This is a genomic window from Pontixanthobacter sp. CEM42 (assembly GCF_017812015.1).
In the GTDB taxonomy this organism is placed as follows: domain Bacteria; phylum Pseudomonadota; class Alphaproteobacteria; order Sphingomonadales; family Sphingomonadaceae; genus Pontixanthobacter.
In genome coordinates, this window is sequence record NZ_JADQTN010000001.1 from 1,550,370 (window position 1) to 1,569,149 (window position 18,780).

Below are 18,780 nucleotides of genomic sequence, written 5' to 3' on the forward strand. Positions count from 1 at the left end.
GATTGCTGATCATTGGCCGATCACCGCCTCGGCATCAGCACCTTCAGTAGTCGCTGCGACATTGGCGCGATCCGACAGCAAGGGACGTTCGGCATCGCCGATGATTGCAAAACCGCCCCAATAATACGGGTGCGACGTCTCGGGATTATCCATCAGCGCTTGCTGCGATCCGCGCAGAGCCCCGCCGATGCTTTCTGTCCGGCCAAGACGGAACATCTCGCTCATCAGCCGCTCGGTAGCTTGGAAATCATCCGGTGCTGGCCAATGGCTTGCCATGACCGCGCGCCCACCTGCACCGATGAAAGAACGGACCAGACCGTCCAGCGCGGTGCCACCACCCGACGAAATACCGGCTGAGCGCGTTGCCTCGATACTGGCTTCACCCGCTGTGTCGCAGGCGGATAGGATCACGATATCGGCGTCCAGATCGAGCGCGAAGATCTCCTCAAACGTCAGCAAACCATCTGACTCACCGTCGCCGAAGGATGTCAGCAGCGAAGGCTTCGCCTGACAGCGCGTATTGGGCGGCGTGACCAGACCATGCGTGGCGAAGTGCAACACGCGGAAGTCCTGCAGATTGTCTTTGTTCTTGATCTGCGTGTCGGTGAATGCGGCGCCAGTAATGAGTTCGGAGCTTTGCCTACCGATCAAATTTTGCGCGGTAACGAGTTCTGCATCATCAATCGGATTGTTCCACAAACCGGCATCCCAGCCGCAATTGTCGCTACCATTCGCAATCACCGCGCGCACTGCTGGCGACGGCGACGATCCAATCGGCGCATTTTGCCCCAGACCAAGATATTCCTGCGACGCGCGCGAACGTTCAACCTTGCGTGCGTCAACGAATGTCTGTGCAGACACCGCTGTACTCACGCGGCGGCTGCGCCCCAGCCAGTTAATCCCGCTAAAGTCGAACACATCAGCATCAGGAGCAGCAATCCGCTCTTTATAGCGTGCTACCGATGCATCGTCGGCGACCAGAATATCAATCGGCAACCGCAGCATCGCGCCATCAGGCTCGAAAATCAGATGGTCGATAGAGGCGAGTTCGCTCGCAACCGGATCGAACAGCGCCTTATGCAGATCGCGTGCCATGCCGACCTCGTAAGGATAGGTCACATAGCGGCCAGCCTCGAGCAGAGAGATCGATGCGCGCAACATATCGACGTGGAAATCGAGGTCATCCTCGCTGAGATTCACGCGGTAAGCCCGTGCGGTGGTGCTGTCGGTGTAGAACATGAACACATCGCCGCCGACCATCGCGAGGCGGGCATATGCTTCGCCTGGACCCAACGATTGCCGGAATTCATCCAGCGCAATCGAACGCGGGGCGATCACGCGATACTCGGGATAGGCGCTGAGTTGCGCCTGCGTGATGAGTTGGTCCTGCTCAAGCCGCTCAACCTGACTGGCCAATTCGGCGCGTTGCTGAACCACATTCGTGGTTTGATCGACTTTGCCAAGCGCTTCGAACCTGATCCGCAGGCGCTCGATATCGCGGCCCAGATCGGTGGCTTGGCGGAACAGCCGTGCGCCTTCGGACGAGCTGGCGCTGAGTTCGCGTGCAAGGATCGCCTGCGTCTCGGCAACACCAGGGCGGATCAGCACTTGCGATGCTTTGAAAAAGTCCTGCGCAGCTTGGTCGCTACTATCGACTTGGCTGGCAAGCAGCCGGTAATAAGGGTTCAGTTGATTGGCAAAACCGGTAACCGCATTGCGCTTACCTGCCGCCCGATCAATCACACCCCGATAGAGTGTGACCGCCTCTTCCTGACGACCTTGCCGCAACAGGAACGACGCGAGCCTAGCCTGCGCACCGCTAACCGCGCGGCGTTCCGGATATTGCACTTCAAGGATTGCTAAGCCGTTGCGCAGATAGGTTTCCGCATCACCAACTTGACCTTGTCGTTCTGCAATAATCGCCAGTTCGCCAAGTACTTGCGCGCGGAGTCTCGTAATCGATGTCACCCGCCCATCGCGCACTGCGATCGCGCGGCCATAGGCTTCGATCAGCGAGCCACGTGCATCATCCAAACGTCCTTCAACCCGCAAAGCAGTGCCGCGTAATTGCAAGGCTTGCGCATCAATAATTTCCGAACGTTCTTGCGGAGTCAGCTTGAGCTCGTCGACAAAACCGAGCAGCCCATCGGCTTCATTCGCCTGATTGATCCGGGTCGACAGCGCGAGTGTGATCGACAGCTTGCCGTCCGCACCTTCGGCCCCGAGTGTGGAGTCATCAAGCTGTCGTTCCAGCCGCTCGATAGCTTCGGGGTAGAAGCCTTGATTAAGCAAATGGATCGCTTCGAAATTTCGCTGCAGCCGGCCCGCGACCGGATCGCCGGCGGTCAGCGGAGTGGCTTGTTCAAACAGCCGGTTGGCTGCACCAAACTCGCCCAAATTGCTTTTTTGCAAAGCGCGGTTGACGAAGAACTCACCGGGATTGATCGGATCCTCATCCTCTGGCTGTGCTTGCGCGGCAAGGCGCTGTTGCAGCGTTTCGAAATAAGCTGACGCTTCGGCATATTCGCCGCCAAGATTGCGGCGGTACCCTTCCGCCAATGCTTGCTCGGGCTTCAGCGTCTCTGCCTGCACCCGCGCAAAGGACAGCGGATCAGCAACAGACGTCGATGCCGCATCAATAGTACCGCTCGCGATCCGGTTGTTCACTACTGAGCGCAGCGCCAACAATGTCGCGTCATCATAGGCTGCAAAGCCCTCCGCGATCAGTTGCGTATTGCCTACCTCGGCGCTGAAGATCGACCAATCGAGCTGGGTCCCGCTGACCTTGCAGGTACGGATTTCGAGACCGGGGAGTTCACTGCTTCGACGGACAGATGAGCCGCCGCAATCAATTTCGGTGCGCCGCTGCTGCGCGGTTTTCTCGTAAGGATCGTCGGCGACGGGCGTGCGGAAGGAATAGACCTGGCCAACAGGCTGCGCGCTATCACGGCATACCACCGCCCACGCCCGGTCGAACATCGACATTTTGGCGGCGTTCTCGACACTGCGATCCTGCACTTGGCACAGGATCCCGCTGGCATCACCAATCGGGAAACTGTCTCTCAGCAGAACCGGCTGGCTCGGCCCGGTTTGCGCATAGGCAATGGGGCCTGAAATGAGACCACATGTGGCAAGCGCAAGCGCCGCAATTCTGCTGTTCTGTCGACTCACGTACAAGTCCCTCCCCAAGGACAGGCTCGCCGACGAGGACCGTCAGCAATCAGTAGCGCGACACCATTTTTTCGTTTTGTTGCGAGCAGCCTACTCCTTGAGCCGAGTCGCACCTAGGAGATTTTGGACAGTTTCTCGCTTAGGGACGAGGTTTTGACCAGACGGCGGCGCGCCATATTTGAGCGCGGCCGCAGCGACCCTAGTTAAAGCCGTGCCAGCTAATCGCTTCGCCAAGTTCGGCGCGCGCGACATCAAACTGGTTAACCGGCGCATCCGGATCGCGGTATCCGATGCCCATCCCGCAGAAGAAAATATGATCGTCGGGGATCGGCACAGCGGCGCGAATTTGTTTTGAATACATCGCCCAGGCCTCCTGTGCGCAGCTATCCAGCCCCTCCTCACGCAACAACAGCATGATTGTTTGCAGCCACATGCCGATATCCGACCATTGCGGCGGCCCCATATATTTGGGCGTATGAACCAGCATCATAACAGGCGCGCCGAATGCCCTGAAATTATTGGCAAACCACATCAGGCGGCCGGCTTTGTTATCGCGCGCAATATCGAGCGCGGTGTAGAGATCTTCACCAACCCCGCGGCGGCGCTCTTCGTAAGCGCCATCCAAACTCTTGGGATAAATGTCATACTCGGGCGACCAAGCATCTTTGCCTTGTGCCAGCACATCGGACACCGATTGGAACAAAGCCTGCATCGGCTCGCCAGTAATAATCTGGGCATTCCAAGGCTGCGTATTCCCGCCCGAAGGCGCTCGCTGAGCAGTGGTGAGAACGCGCTCAAGGATCGCACGATCAACCGGCTTGTCGAGAAACGCTCGGACAGATCGGCGGGAGGTGACGGCTTCGGTTACGTTCATTCTTTTTCGCCTTCGGGATTTGGGGCTTCTTCGGCGCTCTCGGCCACGTCAAACTCTTCCAAATCGACCATTGGGAGCTCTCCTGTCACTAATATCTGAACAAGCTCCGCTGCCCTTGCTAGATCATCGGAATAGCGCTGCACAGTTTCGAGTTCTGCCGACGAAAGGTCCTCGACCGATCCAGCAGCAAAGCCCGCCGCAAACAATAAACTTTCAAGGCGAATTCCCAGATCAAAGAGCGAAACCATCAACCGATCGCTATCGCGTGGCGAACGATCGATCAAAGTGCCCAGATATGGTTGAACGACGCTAAGCCTTTCGAGCGCGAAGACGTTTTTTGACGAGTCCCACTCATTCAATTTCTCATTTATGAAGTTGCAGAGCGCGTAGGCGCCGTGAAACACCGCTCGCTCGCGCTCTTGTCCTTGAAGAAATTCGCGTTCGATTGTGCGCTTGTGTTCGAGGTATGAATTGAACTGACTGAGCGCTGCGCCGATTATGATCCCGAGAATCGCGATCAATCCCGTTGAGCCGGCCAACAGTAGTTCGTCGGTCAAATGCTTACCCCTTCGTATCAAACAGCCCAGCAAGCTGCTCGATAATCGTGCCGCCGAGTTGCTCCACATCCATGATAGTAACTGCGCGGTCGTAGTACCGCGTCACATCATGGCCGATCCCAATCGCAGCCAGTTCGACCGGTGAGCTTTTCTCGATCCATTCGATCACGCGGCGCAGGTGCTGTTCGAGATAGCCAGCGGTGTTTACGCTCAAGGTGGAGTCATCCACCGGCGCGCCGTCTGAAATTACCATCAGGATGCGGCGGTCTTCTGGGCGCATGAGCAAGCGTTGATGCGCCCACATCAGAGCTTCGCCATCGATGTTCTCTTTGAGCAGGCCTTCACGCATCATCAGACCGAGATTGCGGCGCGCGCGGCGCCATGGCTCATCGGCCTTTTTATAGATGATGTGGCGCAAATCATTGAGGCGACCAGGCTGCGGCGGCTTGCCATCTGCCAGCCATGCTTCGCGGCTCTGCCCACCTTTCCAAGCGCGCGTCGTAAAGCCGAGAATTTCAACCTTCACCCCGCAGCGCTCCAATGTGCGCGCCATAATGTCCGCGCTGATCGCAGCAATCGAAATCGGGCGGCCACGCATCGACCCTGAATTATCGATCAGCAGCGTAACGACCGTGTCTTTGAATTCCTGATCGCGCTCGATCTTGTAGCTCAGAGCATGGCCCGGCTGCGTGACCACCCGAGCAAGGCGGGCAGCGTCAAGCAGACCTTCTTCCTGATCGAAATCCCATGCACGGTTTTGCTGCGCCATCAAGCGGCGTTGCAAGCGGTTGGCCAGCTTGGTGACAATGCTTTGCAGGCCGGTCAGCTGGCTATCGAGATAAGCGCGCAGTCGGTCGAGCTCTTCAGTATCGCACAGCTCGGGCGCTTCAATCTCTTCATCAAATTTGTCAGTGAAGTGCTTGTAATCAAAGTCGCCGGGAATGTCGGTCCATGGCCGGTTCGGGCGGACCGGCATCATGCCTTCCTCACCCTCATCGCCCAGCTCACCGTCGCTCATTTCCTCTTCGGAGGATTGCTCGGTCTCGCTTTCGCCAGTGTCTTCGCCTTCGGCGGCTTCACCGGCCATTTCGGCGGTTTGCGGATCGCCGTCGGCGCTATCCTCATCGCCATCCTGCTCTTCTTCGTCCTGCCCCTCTTCATCCTCGCCTTCCTCATCATCGGAACCGCTATCGGTTTCCTCTTTGATGAGTTCGAGATTACGTAACATATCGAGCGTAAGCGATTGAAAAGAATTTTGATCGTCCAGAGAAAGAGCGAGCGATTCAAAGTCTCCGCCGACTTTCTCCTCAATCCATTCACGGACCATGTCCACGGCGGGCACAGCGCTTTCGGGAATCTCTTGCCCGGTCAGCTTTTCGCGCAGCATCAATGCCAACGCGCCCTGCACCGGAACCTCATCCTTGCTCTGCGCGCGAGTGATAGGATCAGCGCCCATACGGACCATCAAGGCGGCATCAAGGTTGTCGCGCATCCCGCTGAAATTGTTGGAGCCTAGCGCTTCGTAGCGGACCAGTTCGACCGCATCGTAACACGCCCGCGCCAATGGCTCCGACGGCGCGTTGCGGGCATGTATGCCCTCATTGTGATGCCGCAGCTTGAGCGCAAAGCTATCCGCGAAGCCGCGCGCTTCCTGCGCCTGATCGACAGGTAGATTACGACCCGGCAATGGCACACGGAAATTGTTGCCGGTGGAGGATGGCGCATCCGCACTCCACGCAACTTCAACTTCCGGCTCGCGCGCGATCGAACGGCTGGCGCCGGTCAGCGCCTGCTTAAACAGATCGAGAGGAGTGTCGTCAGCCAAGATGCGTTAGACGATAGACTGACCGGTCTTCGCCCAGTCAGCCATGAAGCCTTCGATGCCCTTGTCGGTCAGGATATGTTTGAACAGGCCTTTGATAACGGCAGGCGGCGCAGTCATCACATCCGCACCAATCAAAGCGCTTTCAAGGACGTGCGTTGCGTGACGTACCGAAGCGACCAGAATTTCGGTCTCAAAATCATAATTGTCATAGATCTGGCGAATGTCGCGGATCAGATCCATGCCGTTGGAGCCATTGTCATCGTGTCGGCCAACGAAGGGGGAAATGAATGTCGCACCAGCCTTCGCTGCAAGCAGTGCCTGATTGGCGGAGAAGCAAAGCGTCACGTTGACCATCGTACCGTCCATGGTCAGCGCGTTGCAGGTCTTCAGGCCGTCAATTGTCAGCGGAACCTTGATACAGACATTATCCGCGATCTTGCGCAGAACCTCAGCCTCTTTCATCATTGTTTCGTGATCGAGCGCGACAACTTCGGCGCTAACGGGGCCATCGGTGAGGCCGCAAATTTCCTTCGTCACTTCCATGAAATCACGGCCCGACTTGGCAATTAGCGATGGGTTGGTGGTCACACCGTCGAGCAGGCCAGTTGCGGCCATTTCCTTGATGTCGGCAATTTCGGCGGTGTCGGCGAAGAATTTCATGAGACGGCTGCTCCAGCATTTTTTGCGAATCGTCAGAAACGCTTCGCATAGCTGGGCAACCGATGCCAGATGTAGCGGGAATTTTACCCGGTCCGGAAATGCCTTTGCCGACCAATTCCCTAGTTGAGTGCACGCGAATTAGGCTTCCAATACATGATCAGATCGTGCCCCAACCTGCTTCATGCCGAAGCTGAACGCGACCCACTGCCCAATCGTAAGCATTACACCAATACTATCGTATGAGTCTTGCCCCGAACCAGAACTTAGCAACCAATATTGTAGAGGCAGGAGTGACAGAGCTCCTCCGATCAAAATCCAGTTGAGCGGCTTCATCGACACCGTCAATGCAGGTTCACGGTTTCGTATCCAAATCAAACTCGCAACCAACATAAGGGCCGCCGATATTGGTACGGCGTAAGCAAGGTTTACGTGAATCCCCAGCGTGTCACCATGGAACCAGTAATCACCATTATCGGCGAACAACAGGTACAGGCCATCAACCAAGTACACGATACCAAGCAGCAACAGCAGCGGTACAAATATGGCATCAATGCGTCGTCGCCCGGTCCATAGAGCGATGAACCCGATCAAGACCATAAATGGCAACAGCAGAAAATCGCCCTCAGTGCCATTTCCCGCGAAGTTCCAACCGAACCAGCTTGTACCCCATTGATAGCTTGGTCCATCAAACAGAGATCGGATCATGGGCAACCAGCCAAATATAAATCTCAGCGTTAGCCACGCCATTATCAAACCGCTTAGAAAACGCATTCCGCGCATAGCCACCTCCGCTGTATTGCTATATTAATACAGCAGGTATGCTTATGTCAAATTGTCAAATCCGTGAAGCGACCCCGAACACGCCGATGAGTACCGGATCGTTGGTGGCACGCGGATTGCGGCGGATTTCCGCTTCTTCAACACCCATCTCATCCCAAATTGCATTGTTAATATCGCCCGAAAAGCGACCTGCAACGCCAGCGACATCGACGCCGCTCAGACGTGAGATTGCGCGACCGATGACGGGATCATTCGCCAACCGGATCGCATCGCCCAGTTCAGGCACCATCGCTTCTACCAGTGAATTGCCCATCTCTCCGCGCAGGAAAGACGTTGCCGCTGTTGGCCCGCCACGCACAAGTTGCTCCGCAGTCTGCAACCCGACAATTCGCACCGCGTCGGCAACCAGGGGAGCTGCACGCTCTGCACCACGCACGGCGACATCGGCAAACGCATCCTCAAGTTGATCCTTGAACACTGCCGAGGTCAGTATGCCCGCCAGAATATTGCCGCGCGTACCCATTATGTTGGCGAGGCCAATCTGCCCGACCTGCTGATCCCAGAACCCGCCATCGGCGGTCAATCGGGCAAAGGCTCGCTCGCTCGATAAAAGGAGCAAGCGCCGGATTGCATCGTTAAAACCAAAGCCGGGAAGTCCCGTGCACCCACTCAGAGCGAGGGCGCCAGTGGCTGCTCCCCCCACCATAAATGCGCGCCGTCCGGTAGTCTGTTCCAACAAATCGGTCATTTCAGTCCCCTCTCACCTTGTCGCGCAGGCCATACTGGCCCCATATGAAACGCAGATCATGAACCGCGTCCGACTTATCATTTTCAACGCCGCTATCGGCCCGCTCGATTATAAGGTGCCCGATGGCATGACTGTCGAGCACGGGTCAATCGTAGTTGCTCCGCTCGGTCCGCGCCAGATCATTGGTATTGTGTGGGAAGAGGATCGGCTGCCCGAGGAGAGCGTACCGGATTCCAGGCTGCGCAATATCATAGAAGTGCTTCCGGTCCCGCCGCTGAAAGGCGAACTCAGGCGGCTGATGGAATGGACCGCAGACTATTATTGTGCGCGGCTGATCTCGGTCGCGCGGATGGTCGTATCATCGGGCGGCGCATTGCGCGGACCGATCACGATGACCGAATACCGGCTGACCGGCACCGAGCCCGAACGCATGACCCCGCAGCGCGCAGTGGCGCTGGATGCTTTGCAAAACGAGCAAGCAACAATCCGCGAATTGGCGGAACTCGCGAGCGTAAGCGACGGCGTATTGCGCGGACTGGTCAATCACGGCGCATTGGAACCGGTCGAGGTCGATATTGACCGCCCCTACCCGCGCACAAATGCCGATCATGACCAACCCAAATTGTCAGACGATCAGAAGAAAGTGGCAGACCGCTTTGTTGACGCAGTCAAGGCGCGCGAGTTTGCGCCGTTCCTGCTCGATGGTGTGACAGGATCGGGCAAGACCGAAGTCTATTTCGAACCCGTCGCCGCCGCGCTTCGGGACAACCGGCAAGTCCTGGTCCTGCTACCAGAGATCGCGCTGACCGAGGCATTCTTGCGCAGGTTTGAGGATCGCTTCGGTGCGGCCCCAGTCGTGTGGCACTCGGGCCAGAAGGCCACCGAACGTCGCCGTGCATGGCGCGCGATAGCGAGCGGGAAAGCGCAAGTCGTTGTTGGCGCGCGGTCTGCGCTGTTCCTGCCCTATGCCAATCTTGGCCTGATAGTCGTCGACGAGGCGCATGAGATCAGTTTCAAACAGGATGATGGCGTCCGCTACAACGCCCGCGATGTCGCCGTGATGCGCGCGCGGTTTGAGAAATTTCCGATCATTCTCGCCAGCGCAACACCAGCGCTTGAAAGCCTGCAAATGGCCGAAAGCGGGATCTACGAACGGGTCGAATTGCCCAGCCGTTTTGGCGGTGCGACCCTACCCAGCATCGCTACGATCAACCTGACGGAAAATCCGCCCGAGCGCGGTAGGTGGATCGCGCCCGAACTGGTTGAAGCACTGAAGGATCGGCTGGAAAAGGGGGAGCAGTCGCTGCTGTTCCTTAACCGGCGCGGCTATGCTCCGCTGACATTATGCCGCAATTGCGGGTTCCGGTTCCAATGCAACAATTGCAGCGCGTGGCTGGTCGAGCACCGCTTCAGCCGCCGCCTCGCCTGCCACCATTGCGGGCATGAGGAGGAGCCACCTGAGACTTGTCCCGAATGCGGCGAGCCTGATTGTCTGGTCGCCTGCGGTCCCGGGGTCGAACGCATCGCCGATGAAGTGGCGGAGATATTGCCTGACGCGCGGATTGCCGTTGCGACGTCGGACACGCTCAACACGCCGGAGAAAGCCGCAGACTTCGTCGCTCAGGCCGAGGTCAAAGCGATTGATGTTATCGTCGGTACACAGCTGGTTACCAAGGGCTTCCACTTCCCCGAACTGACACTGGTCGGAGTGATTGATGCCGATCTTGGTCTTGAAGGCGGTGACCTCCGCGCGGCCGAGCGCACATATCAGCAAGTCGCGCAGGTCGCTGGACGCGCTGGGCGCGGCAGCAAGCCCGGGGAAGTCTTCATCCAGACTCGCCATCCGACAGAACCGGTTATCGCCGCGTTGGAAGCGGGTGATCGCGATGCGTTCTATACTGCCGAGACGGAGGCACGCCGCAGCGCGGGCGCCCCGCCCTTCGGCCGATGGGCTGCAATTATCGTATCCTCTGAAGACGAAGCCGAGGCGAAGGAAGCTGCACGCGCCATCGGCGGAACGCGGCCCAATATTCAAGACGTGATGATCCTTGGCCCAGCCCCTGCCCCGATGGCTCTACTCCGCGGACGTTACCGCTATCGCTTGCTCATTAACGCCCGCCGAAGCGCGCAAGTTCAGGATATCATCCGCAATTGGTTAGACGGCCTCGACTTCCCGCGCGGAGTGCGAGTAAGCGTCGATGTCGATCCCTACAGCTTTGTATAAGGAAAACCCCTCAATGCTCACCGTCCACCATCTTGGAATCTCGCAATCCGAACGCGCCGTGTGGCTGTGCGAGGAATTGGGGCTCGACTACACTTTTAAACGGTATGATCGCCGCGCTGACAATCGCCTTGCACCCGATGAGCTGAAGGCACTGCACCCGGCAGGCATGGCGCCTGTAATAGAAGACGATGGCTTGGTCATGGCTGAAAGCGGAGCGATCTGTGAATATATCGACCGCAAATATGGCGGCGCGAAGCACTGCCTCGATACCGATCACCCGGATTTTGCCGATCATCTGTTCTGGTTCCACTATACCAACGGAACTTTCATGACGAACGGCATGATGCAGCTGATGCTGTCGATGGCGGAACCGCAGAACGAAATGCCCGGTGCATTCGTGGCAGATCGCACCGCAAAGGCATGGGACATGGTCGAAAAGCGCCTTGGCGAAGCGGAATTCTTCGGCGGATCACAATTGACGCTCGCAGATATCATGATGGTCTATTGCATCACCACTGGTCGGATGATGCGCCAATTACCGCTCGGCGACAAACCCAATACAGTCGCGTATTTACAACGCATCGGCCAGCGCGAGGCCTATCAGCGTGCCTGGGCGAAGTGTGAACCCGGATTGGAGCCGAACCTGACTTAGAAGGTTTTGCCCCGCCGTTCTGGCCAATACCGCTCGACGAAATCAACGGTATGCAATGAACATCGGGGGACTACAAAAATGCGTAAATTCCAATCAGCGGCGCTGATCGCCGGAAGCCTGGCGGTCGCAAGCTGCGGCCCGGGTGTGCCTGTCGAATTGCCCGAAGACACAATCGCTGCAGCGCAAACCTGCTTTGCCGCGAAAGGACTGGTCCTGCGCGATGGCAAGAGCGAAGGCGATCAGGTGACGTATGAAGAGTTCGTCGGCGCGATAAAGTATCCGATGATCGCGGCAAGTCAGGTCGAACCCTTCGATATGAACGCAATCATCACGATCCTGAACGGCGTAGAAGTGATCGCCGACGATGTCGCAACGAAGGACTATGAAGGTGCAATCGCGACCTGCGACGCGCGCTTCGTCGCCGCTGAACTGGCGCTACCTGAAGGCAATGATGATGCAATCATTTCCTGCACCGCGATGACCGGTTTCTTGGCGGGTGTGGTCGAGGGTGAGGGCAAAGCGTTTGGCGGCGATGCTGCTGCAGTCAACGCGCTGATGACCCGTCTCGAATCCGAGATGGAAGAAAGCCCTGAACTGCTCGTCACTCTGGCGACGGGCAATGTCGAAGAGATGATGAACTCTGCGTTGAAAGACAGTTTCGCGCAGGGTGATGTCGACGGCTATGTCGCTCAGTGCCAATCACGCTTCCCAGCGGACAGCGAAAGCTAAACAGAATGAGCTTTTCTCGGGAGCACATGCGCGCTTCGTGCATTGAAAGCGCATGGCTTCCGACAATACCCACCCCGTCCTTGTCCCGATCCTTGGCGATCAGCTGACCCGCGATCTCGCTTCGCTGCGCAGGCGCACGAAGGACGACACCATCATTCTGATGATGGAGGTGTGGGACGAGGCCACTTACGTCAAACATCATAAGCAGAAAATCGCTTTGATCTTCTCTGCCATGCGGCACTTCGCAGAGGAGTTGCGCGATGCCGGATGGACGGTTGATTACACGACCCTCACCGATGAGGGCAACGCACACAGCTTCACTGGCGAAGTCGCGCGCGCGGTTGAACGCCACGATCCGCGCGCTATCCATGTGGTTGAAGCAGGCGAATGGCGTGTCCAGCAAGCCATCGAGGAATGGCCTGACAAATTCGACTGCGATGTCGAAATCCTAAACGACGACCGTTTCATCAGCTCTATCGCTGAGTTCCGCGATTGGGCAGAAAGCCGCAAAACTCTGCGGATGGAGAACTTCTATCAGGAGATGCGCAAGAAGACGGGCCTGCTGATGGAAGACGGCAAACCGATCGGCGGCAAATGGAATTACGACAAAGACAATCGCGAACCACCGAAGAAAGATATGAACGCACCGGAGCGGCCCAAACCCGAACCGGACGACATCACTCTCGAGGTCATCGCCTTGGTTCAGGAGAAATTCGCCGACCATTTCGGCGATCTGGACAATTTTCATTGGCCCGTAACCCGCCAGGAAGCCGAAGAGGCAGCCAGTGCATTCTTCTCCGAACGCTTGCCTGACTTCGGCACCTATCAGGATGCGATGGTTCATGGGGAAGACGATCTGTTCCACTCGATGCTAAGCACTTCGATCAATATCGGGTTGCTCGATCCGATGGAGCTCTGCAAACGCGCCCAGCTTGCCTATGAGGATAGCACCGCACCGCTCAATGCGGTTGAGGGCTTTATCCGTCAAATCATTGGCTGGCGCGAATATGTGCGCGGGTTTTACTGGTATCACATGCCCGATCTGGAAAGTGCCAATGCGCTGAATGCACAGCGCGGCCTGCCCGATTTCTACTGGACCGGCAAAACAGATATGCTTTGCATGGCGGATTGCATCCGTTCGACCAAGGAAAACGCCCATGCACACCATATCCAGCGGTTGATGGTGCTTGGCAATTTTGTCCTGCTGACGGGGATCAATCCGCGCGAAGTGCAGGACTGGTATCTGGTGGTCTACGCCGATGCTTATGAGTGGGTGGAGCTACCCAATGTCGCGGCGATGATCCTCTATGCGGATGGCGGAAAGCTGGCGACCAAGCCCTATGCCGCTAGCGGCAATTACATCAACAAGATGTCCGATTACTGCAAGGACTGCGCTTACTCACCATCGAAGAAAACCGGTGAAGGCGCGTGCCCTTTCAACCCGCTGTATTGGCATTTCATGGACCGCCACCGCGACCGCTTGGAAAGCAACCACCGGATCGGGCGCATCTATGCTAATTGGGACCGGATGGATGAGGAAAAGCGACAGGACTACCTAGATAGCGCCGACGCATTTCTGGACACACTAACGCCCGCCGGAAAAAGCTGGGCGCGTCTCACCGACTAGCCAGACCTACTCGCCCACTGCTTCGCGGGCTAAGCGGCGGCGAGTCCACCACGGGGCCATCACATGGCCTCTTTTGCGTGCCTCCCATAGCATCCACAAGCCGAAGGTTGTCACAATCACCAATGCAATGACCGAGGCTTCGAAGCCGAATGCGCCGCCTGACAATAGGTCGTTCCCGCTTCGCACCGAGGCGACCAGTCCGTCGACTTGCATGCCGGAGACGGGCGAGCTCCAGACATACCCCTGAACGACATTCCAACCAGCATGAATACCGATAGCCAACCACAAATTGCGCGTCAGCATATAAGCAGCGCCGAGCAATATCCCCGCTTCAATAGCAATCGCAAACGATGAGAACACCGTCGCATTGGGATTGTCTTGGTGCAAAAAGCCGAAAATCAGCGCCGAAATAGTGAGCGCCGCCCAACTACCGCCAAACTCCTCCAGGAAGCGGAATACGATTCCGCGCAGGAGAACCTCTTCGACGAAACCGGCGAACAGGCCCATCTGCAAGAAAATCATGGCGGCGTCGGTCGACCCGCCCCAACCCTCAATCTTGTAGATGCCTAAGACAAAGGCGACACCCACCACCATCGTTATCAGCCAACCGCCGGCCAGAAAGCCACCGATTGTATCGCGAAAAGCCCCGGTCAAAGGGAGATCATCGCGTGGTTTCTCACCCAAATGCCGCAAGACAAATTTGCTGAGCAGGAAGACGGCAATTACCGCCGCAAATGCACGGATCGCCATATCCGCCGCCGGATTCAACATTTCCGGCACCTGTTCCAATGCCAAGGAAAGCGGGATCATCACCAGCGCGAAAAGGCCGATACCGACGACCAACGAAACCAGCGGGAAGCCAATGGTTTTGCGCCATGGTCCAAGCTCGTCGGTGTGTATTTCCGTAAACGCCATGAAATTTCCCGTCTGCGTGTGATTTACATCGGCGGCAAAAAGACTGCTTGCGCGCCCAAGTCAATCCGCAAACCCATCGCCCGTCCCGCTTTCGAACGGATAGCCCGCTATGTCTTATACAGTTTCGCGGCGGCCTCACCCAAATCGGCCATCGCCTTGGCCCATGGCTGATGACCAAAGCTGATGCGCGCAACGCCCAAGTCTGCCAACGCTGCAATGCTCTCGCACTCATCCGACCATAAGATATTCACCGGTATTGGTGAGGCCTCGCAAATGGCCCCGATCGTCGCCGCATCGGACAGGAACGGCACAAACAACCCGGCCGCGCCCGCATCGGCATAGGCCGTCGCGCGGTGTTTCGCGTCGGCCAGCAAAGCGGCATCGACCGTTTTGCCGCGAAACACATCGCAGCGAGCGTTGATAAAAATGCCCGCATTGGCTGCAGCGGCGAAACGGCGTGACGCCTCCTCAACAGGCAGCGGCTCGTCCGCATTGGGTAGTCGGTCTTCCATATTGATGCCGCTCGCCCCTGCATCGCGGGCCTGAATTACCGATTGCGTGACCTCGTCGAGCGTCGCACCGTAGCCTGATTCAAGATCGACGCTGACAGGCACGCCTACAGTAGCCGCGATCCGGCTGAGATTGGCCAATACCAAATCAAGCGGCATCGACTCGCCGTCTGCCAGCCCATGCGCTTCAGCCACGCCATAGCTGCCCGTCGCTATCGCCGGAGCACCGGCTGCCACGACTGCCTTCGCGCTGCCTGCGTCCCAAATATTATACAGTACCAACGGCTTGCCGGGCACGTGCAATGCGCGAAATTTCTCGACATTGTCGGTCATGTGCTTTCCCTCTTGAGCAATTCTTCCTTGATCTCGGTCCCGTAGGCGTAGCCGCCCAGCGATCCATCGGATCGCACGACCCGGTGGCACGGAATGAGCACAGCGACTGTGTTGGCTCCATTCGCCGAACCCGCTGCACGAACGGCTTTGGGATTGCCTGCAGCCGCCGCGATTTCCGCGTAAGAGCGGGTTTCACCCGGAGGAATTTTGCGCAATTCCTGCCAGACGGCTTCCTGAAAAGCGGTACCTTGCACATCAAGCGGGATATGCCGTGCATCGCCGGGCTTTTCGACGGCGGCGATTACCTCTGACAGCAGAGCGCGGAATTCTTCACCACCCTCGGCAAGTTCAGCATTTGGAAAACGCCGCTCCAACTCGGCGCGATCTTCACTGAAGGACAAGCGGCACACACCTTTCTCGGTTGCCGCAACCAACATTGGGCCGAGACTTGTCTTGGTCACAGCGTATGAGATCGTCACCCCGCGCCCGCCGTCGCGCCATGCAGATGCTGTCATACCCAATTTGCCTTCCATATTATCGTAGAAGCGCGACGGGTTTTCGAAGCCGGCTTCATAAATTGCGTCAGTAACCCGATCTTCGTGCGACAGCGCATCGCGTGCGCGCTCTTCTCGCAGAGCACGTGCATAGGCTGCTGGCGACAATCCCGTTGACCGTTTGAACACCCGCTGGAAATGCGCGGGAGAGTATCCGACCAATTTGGCAAGATCGCCGAGCACAGGTTGCCCTTGACTCGTCTTGATCTCGTCGATTGCGGAGAGGACCGCTGCCTCGTCGCGGGAAACGTCATCGGGCAGGCAGCGCTTGCAGGCTCTCAATCCCTCGGCACGGGCCTCGGCACCGCTTGCAAAGAACCGGACATTCTTGCGCGCGGGGTGCCGTGCAGCGCATGAAGGCCGACAATAAATGCCCGTTGAGAAAACACCGGTTACGAATTGTCCATCAAATGCGCGGTCACGGCGCATCACCGCTTCCCAAGCCTGATCATCATTGATCATCATCGCCTCCGCACCTGTCGATCCGCGCTGCGTAGCATCCATGTGCAGCATTGTGCGCGTGAATATAGCCGACCTGCGGATTATCCAACAGAGCGCGGATTTTCTCGTCATGATCTCCGCCCAGTCCGAGCCGCACATCTTTGAGCGTGCCGTCTTCGCCATATCCGCGAAAGGCAATAGGGCGCCCTTCGAATACCGGAGGAATGGCGTCTACCAGCGCCTCGGATTGGTCGGCATCCTGATTGATGAAAATCGCATAGGCACTGCGATACGGTGTCGCGACATCGTGGCTTACATGATGAAGCAAGATCAACTCATCGCCCTTTTTCGCATCGGAGAGGCTGACGCGGCAGGGGAAACCCTGGTCGGCATTGGCGGTTACCCGCACGGCACCATGCTCTGCCAATTGTGCGTCGTCCATCGCAAACATTGGTTCAAATTCGGCGCGATCCAGCGGGGATATTGTGTAGTGCATTGTCATTCTCCTGTTCGTTGCAGGATGAATAGGACCGGCTGATCGACAATACTTCCCGTAGCTTGCTTTCAAAGCATACTGCGATAAGCAGAACCCATGTTCCGTATACTGACAGCCGCTTTCGCGCTCTTTGCATTGCTATTGCCGACACAAGCCGGCGCAGACCCTGCCGATGTGAACGCCGCCGCGCGCGGGGTTGTCCGTGTGGTCATCATCGGCACCGACGGGACCGAGGTGTATCCCGTCAGTCACGGAACCGGCTTTGCGATCACTTCCAATCGGATCATCACCAACGCGCATGTCGTGCGCGAGGCTTTGCAGGATGACACGTTGCGGATCGGGATTGTTCCGCCCGAAGGCAACGATTCCGGATTTGCAAAGCCTATCGCCGTCAGCCCAAAGAACGATCTCGCGCTAATCGAGATTGTCGGCGATTTGCGCCTCCCCGCGCTGACCATATCGGGCAATGGCGGCAGCGATAGCGGTGAAGTGTCGGCGGTCGGATACCCAATGAATGTCGATCGCGCGCAGGGCCTCGATCTCAACGATATTTTCGACTCGCAACCGCCTGTCAAAAGCCGCGGCTTTATCTCCGGCAGACGCCCTTCACGCCAATTCGATTCGATCCTGCACACTGCCCCGATTGCACGCGGAAATTCGGGCGGGCCATTGCTCGATGGATGCGGGCGAGTACTGGGCGTGAACAGCTTTGGGGCAGACTCCTCCGGTTCTGATGCTGAATTCTTCTTCGCAGTATCCAATCGCGAGCTGATCCCGTTCCTCCGTGACAATAATGTGAATGCGCAGATCAACGCCCGCCCGTGCCGCAGCCTCGCCGATCTCGACGAGGCCGAGCAAGAGCGTATCCGGCGCGAGCAAGCGGCCGCGCGAATCGAGCTGGCACAGCGGACCGAAGCGGACCGCGCCAAGCGTGCGCGCGTCCAGTTGGAAGCTGAGATGGAAGTCGCTGCAGAACGCGAGAATGCGATGGCCATTGCCTTCCTGCTGATTCTTTTGGGTACTGGCGCCGGGGTTGTGGCGTGGCAGGCCAAGCAGCGCGGCAAGGAAGAAGACGAGAAGAGGTTGATGATCGGCGGCACCATCGCCGCTATCGCCATCGTAGCCGCGCTGGCACTGTGGTTCACCCGCCCGGGCATTGATGCCATCGACCGTAAAGTAAACGCCGCGATGGCGGACGAGGATGAGATTGGCGGTGACAATGCGGACGATCCGGCCGACGGCACGCTTGTTTGCACGCTAGAGGTCGATCGCAGCCGGATCACCGGCACACCGGACGAGGCAATAGAATTCGATTGGGCCGAAGATGGCTGCGTTAACGGGCGCACCCAATATGGCTTCTCGGCCGGAACATGGTCACGCGTCTTTGTCCCCAACGAAACCGATGCGGTCGCGATCAACAGCTATGATCCCGGCAGCAAGAGCTTCCGCACAGACCGTTATCTGCTCAGCCGTACCGCAATGGCTGACGCACGCTCGACACGCAGCAAATATAGCCCACCCAAATGCAGCGCGGATGACGCCGCATCGAATCTAGGCGATATGCAAGGCGCAGTGACCGCGCTGCTGCCCGATCAACCGAACGAGCGGTTGGTGTATTCCTGCGCGCCGCGCTCTGTGAGCGCCGCCGACGACAGCGATGGTGAATAGTATCTGACGTGTAAATC

The 18,780-nt window shown here is 57.7% G+C and carries 16 protein-coding genes; 5 read left to right on the top strand and 11 right to left on the bottom strand.

The window, feature by feature from the left end; translation table 11 throughout:
- Positions 1–9 precede the first annotated feature (9 nt).
- The 7 genes from J9777_RS14795 to J9777_RS07455 all read right to left on the bottom strand — a co-directional run bounded on the left by J9777_RS14795 (position 10) and on the right by J9777_RS07455 (position 8,615).
- Positions 10–3,171, bottom strand: a complete 3,162-nt coding sequence (locus J9777_RS14795) for a CHAT domain-containing protein (protein ID WP_209348086.1) — start codon at positions 3,169–3,171, stop codon at positions 10–12.
- Positions 3,172–3,370: 199 nt separating this feature from the next.
- The gene (locus J9777_RS07430; protein ID WP_209348087.1) at positions 3,371–4,045 is read right to left on the bottom strand and encodes a nitroreductase; all 675 of its coding nucleotides are present in this window, start codon (positions 4,043–4,045) and stop codon (positions 3,371–3,373) included.
- Positions 4,042–4,602 carry a hypothetical protein gene (locus tag J9777_RS07435; RefSeq protein ID WP_209348088.1) on the bottom strand — a complete coding sequence of 187 codons (561 nt, stop codon included), beginning with the start codon at positions 4,600–4,602 and terminating at the stop codon, positions 4,042–4,044. The genes J9777_RS07430 and J9777_RS07435 overlap by 4 nt, the downstream gene beginning before the upstream one ends.
- Before the next feature lie 4 nt (positions 4,603–4,606).
- Positions 4,607–6,427: a cobaltochelatase subunit CobT gene (gene cobT / locus J9777_RS07440; protein ID WP_209348089.1), complete on the bottom strand. Its 1,821-nt coding sequence runs from the start codon at positions 6,425–6,427 to the stop codon at positions 4,607–4,609.
- Between the two features lie 6 nt (positions 6,428–6,433).
- Complete coding sequence (gene fsa / locus J9777_RS07445; protein WP_209348090.1) at positions 6,434–7,087, bottom strand: fructose-6-phosphate aldolase; 654 nt, start codon at positions 7,085–7,087, stop codon at positions 6,434–6,436.
- Between the two features lie 138 nt (positions 7,088–7,225).
- Complete coding sequence (locus tag J9777_RS07450; protein ID WP_209348091.1) at positions 7,226–7,792, bottom strand: hypothetical protein; 567 nt, start codon at positions 7,790–7,792, stop codon at positions 7,226–7,228.
- A 130-nt stretch (positions 7,793–7,922) separates the two neighbouring features.
- The gene (locus tag J9777_RS07455; protein WP_209348092.1) at positions 7,923–8,615 is read right to left on the bottom strand and encodes a DUF4197 domain-containing protein; all 693 of its coding nucleotides are present in this window, start codon (positions 8,613–8,615) and stop codon (positions 7,923–7,925) included.
- Between the two features lie 58 nt (positions 8,616–8,673).
- Between J9777_RS07455 and J9777_RS07460 the strand changes: the two genes are divergently transcribed.
- From J9777_RS07460 to J9777_RS07475, 4 genes are all read left to right on the top strand, one after another.
- Positions 8,674–10,839 (top strand): primosomal protein N', encoded by a 2,166-nt coding sequence (locus J9777_RS07460; RefSeq protein WP_209348093.1) that lies wholly within the window; start codon positions 8,674–8,676, stop codon positions 10,837–10,839.
- Complete coding sequence (locus J9777_RS07465) at positions 10,814–11,491, top strand: glutathione S-transferase (protein ID WP_245228536.1); 678 nt, start codon at positions 10,814–10,816, stop codon at positions 11,489–11,491. Before J9777_RS07460 ends, J9777_RS07465 begins: the two co-directional genes overlap by 26 nt.
- Before the next feature lie 78 nt (positions 11,492–11,569).
- The gene (locus tag J9777_RS07470; protein WP_209348094.1) at positions 11,570–12,220 is read left to right on the top strand and encodes a hypothetical protein; all 651 of its coding nucleotides are present in this window, start codon (positions 11,570–11,572) and stop codon (positions 12,218–12,220) included.
- A gap of 52 nt (positions 12,221–12,272) precedes the next feature.
- Complete coding sequence (locus tag J9777_RS07475; protein ID WP_209348095.1) at positions 12,273–13,847, top strand: cryptochrome/photolyase family protein; 1,575 nt, start codon at positions 12,273–12,275, stop codon at positions 13,845–13,847.
- Positions 13,848–13,853: 6 nt separating this feature from the next.
- Here the strand turns inward: J9777_RS07475 and J9777_RS07480 are convergent, their stop codons facing one another.
- From J9777_RS07480 to J9777_RS07495, 4 genes are all read right to left on the bottom strand, one after another.
- Positions 13,854–14,762 (bottom strand): type II CAAX endopeptidase family protein, encoded by a 909-nt coding sequence (locus tag J9777_RS07480; RefSeq protein WP_209348096.1) that lies wholly within the window; start codon positions 14,760–14,762, stop codon positions 13,854–13,856.
- A 107-nt stretch (positions 14,763–14,869) separates the two neighbouring features.
- Positions 14,870–15,604 (bottom strand): isocitrate lyase/phosphoenolpyruvate mutase family protein, encoded by a 735-nt coding sequence (locus J9777_RS07485; protein WP_209348097.1) that lies wholly within the window; start codon positions 15,602–15,604, stop codon positions 14,870–14,872.
- The gene (gene ada, locus J9777_RS07490) at positions 15,601–16,662 is read right to left on the bottom strand and encodes a bifunctional DNA-binding transcriptional regulator/O6-methylguanine-DNA methyltransferase Ada (RefSeq protein ID WP_245228537.1); all 1,062 of its coding nucleotides are present in this window, start codon (positions 16,660–16,662) and stop codon (positions 15,601–15,603) included. The genes J9777_RS07485 and ada overlap by 4 nt, the downstream gene beginning before the upstream one ends.
- Positions 16,610–17,095: a DUF1203 domain-containing protein gene (locus J9777_RS07495; protein WP_209348098.1), complete on the bottom strand. Its 486-nt coding sequence runs from the start codon at positions 17,093–17,095 to the stop codon at positions 16,610–16,612. Before J9777_RS07495 ends, ada begins: the two co-directional genes overlap by 53 nt.
- A gap of 96 nt (positions 17,096–17,191) precedes the next feature.
- Between J9777_RS07495 and J9777_RS07500 the strand changes: the two genes are divergently transcribed.
- Positions 17,192–18,763 carry a serine protease gene (locus J9777_RS07500; protein WP_209348099.1) on the top strand — a complete coding sequence of 524 codons (1,572 nt, stop codon included), beginning with the start codon at positions 17,192–17,194 and terminating at the stop codon, positions 18,761–18,763.
- Positions 18,764–18,780: the final 17 nt, after the last annotated feature.

Bases quoted from the DNA above. Each gene is read 5' to 3' on its own strand.
- J9777_RS07430 (WP_209348087.1), bottom strand. From the start codon at position 4,045: ATGAACGTAACCGAAGCCGTCACCTCCCGCCGATCTGTCCGAGCGTTT.
- fsa (WP_209348090.1), bottom strand. From the start codon at position 7,087: ATGAAATTCTTCGCCGACACCGCCGAAATTGCCGACATCAAGGAAATG.
- J9777_RS07450 (WP_209348091.1), bottom strand. From the start codon at position 7,792: ATGATCCGATCTCTGTTTGATGGACCAAGCTATCAATGGGGTACAAGC.
- J9777_RS07455 (WP_209348092.1), bottom strand. From the start codon at position 8,615: ATGACCGATTTGTTGGAACAGACTACCGGACGGCGCGCATTTATGGTG.
- J9777_RS07460 (WP_209348093.1), top strand. From the start codon at position 8,674: ATGAACCGCGTCCGACTTATCATTTTCAACGCCGCTATCGGCCCGCTC.
- J9777_RS07465 (WP_245228536.1), top strand. From the start codon at position 10,814: ATGTCGATCCCTACAGCTTTGTATAAGGAAAACCCCTCAATGCTCACC.
- J9777_RS07470 (WP_209348094.1), top strand. From the start codon at position 11,570: ATGCGTAAATTCCAATCAGCGGCGCTGATCGCCGGAAGCCTGGCGGTC.
- J9777_RS07475 (WP_209348095.1), top strand. From the start codon at position 12,273: ATGGCTTCCGACAATACCCACCCCGTCCTTGTCCCGATCCTTGGCGAT.
- J9777_RS07480 (WP_209348096.1), bottom strand. From the start codon at position 14,762: ATGGCGTTTACGGAAATACACACCGACGAGCTTGGACCATGGCGCAAA.
- J9777_RS07485 (WP_209348097.1), bottom strand. From the start codon at position 15,604: ATGACCGACAATGTCGAGAAATTTCGCGCATTGCACGTGCCCGGCAAG.
- ada (WP_245228537.1), bottom strand. From the start codon at position 16,662: ATGGATGCTACGCAGCGCGGATCGACAGGTGCGGAGGCGATGATGATC.
- J9777_RS07495 (WP_209348098.1), bottom strand. From the start codon at position 17,095: ATGCACTACACAATATCCCCGCTGGATCGCGCCGAATTTGAACCAATG.
- J9777_RS07500 (WP_209348099.1), top strand. From the start codon at position 17,192: ATGTTCCGTATACTGACAGCCGCTTTCGCGCTCTTTGCATTGCTATTG.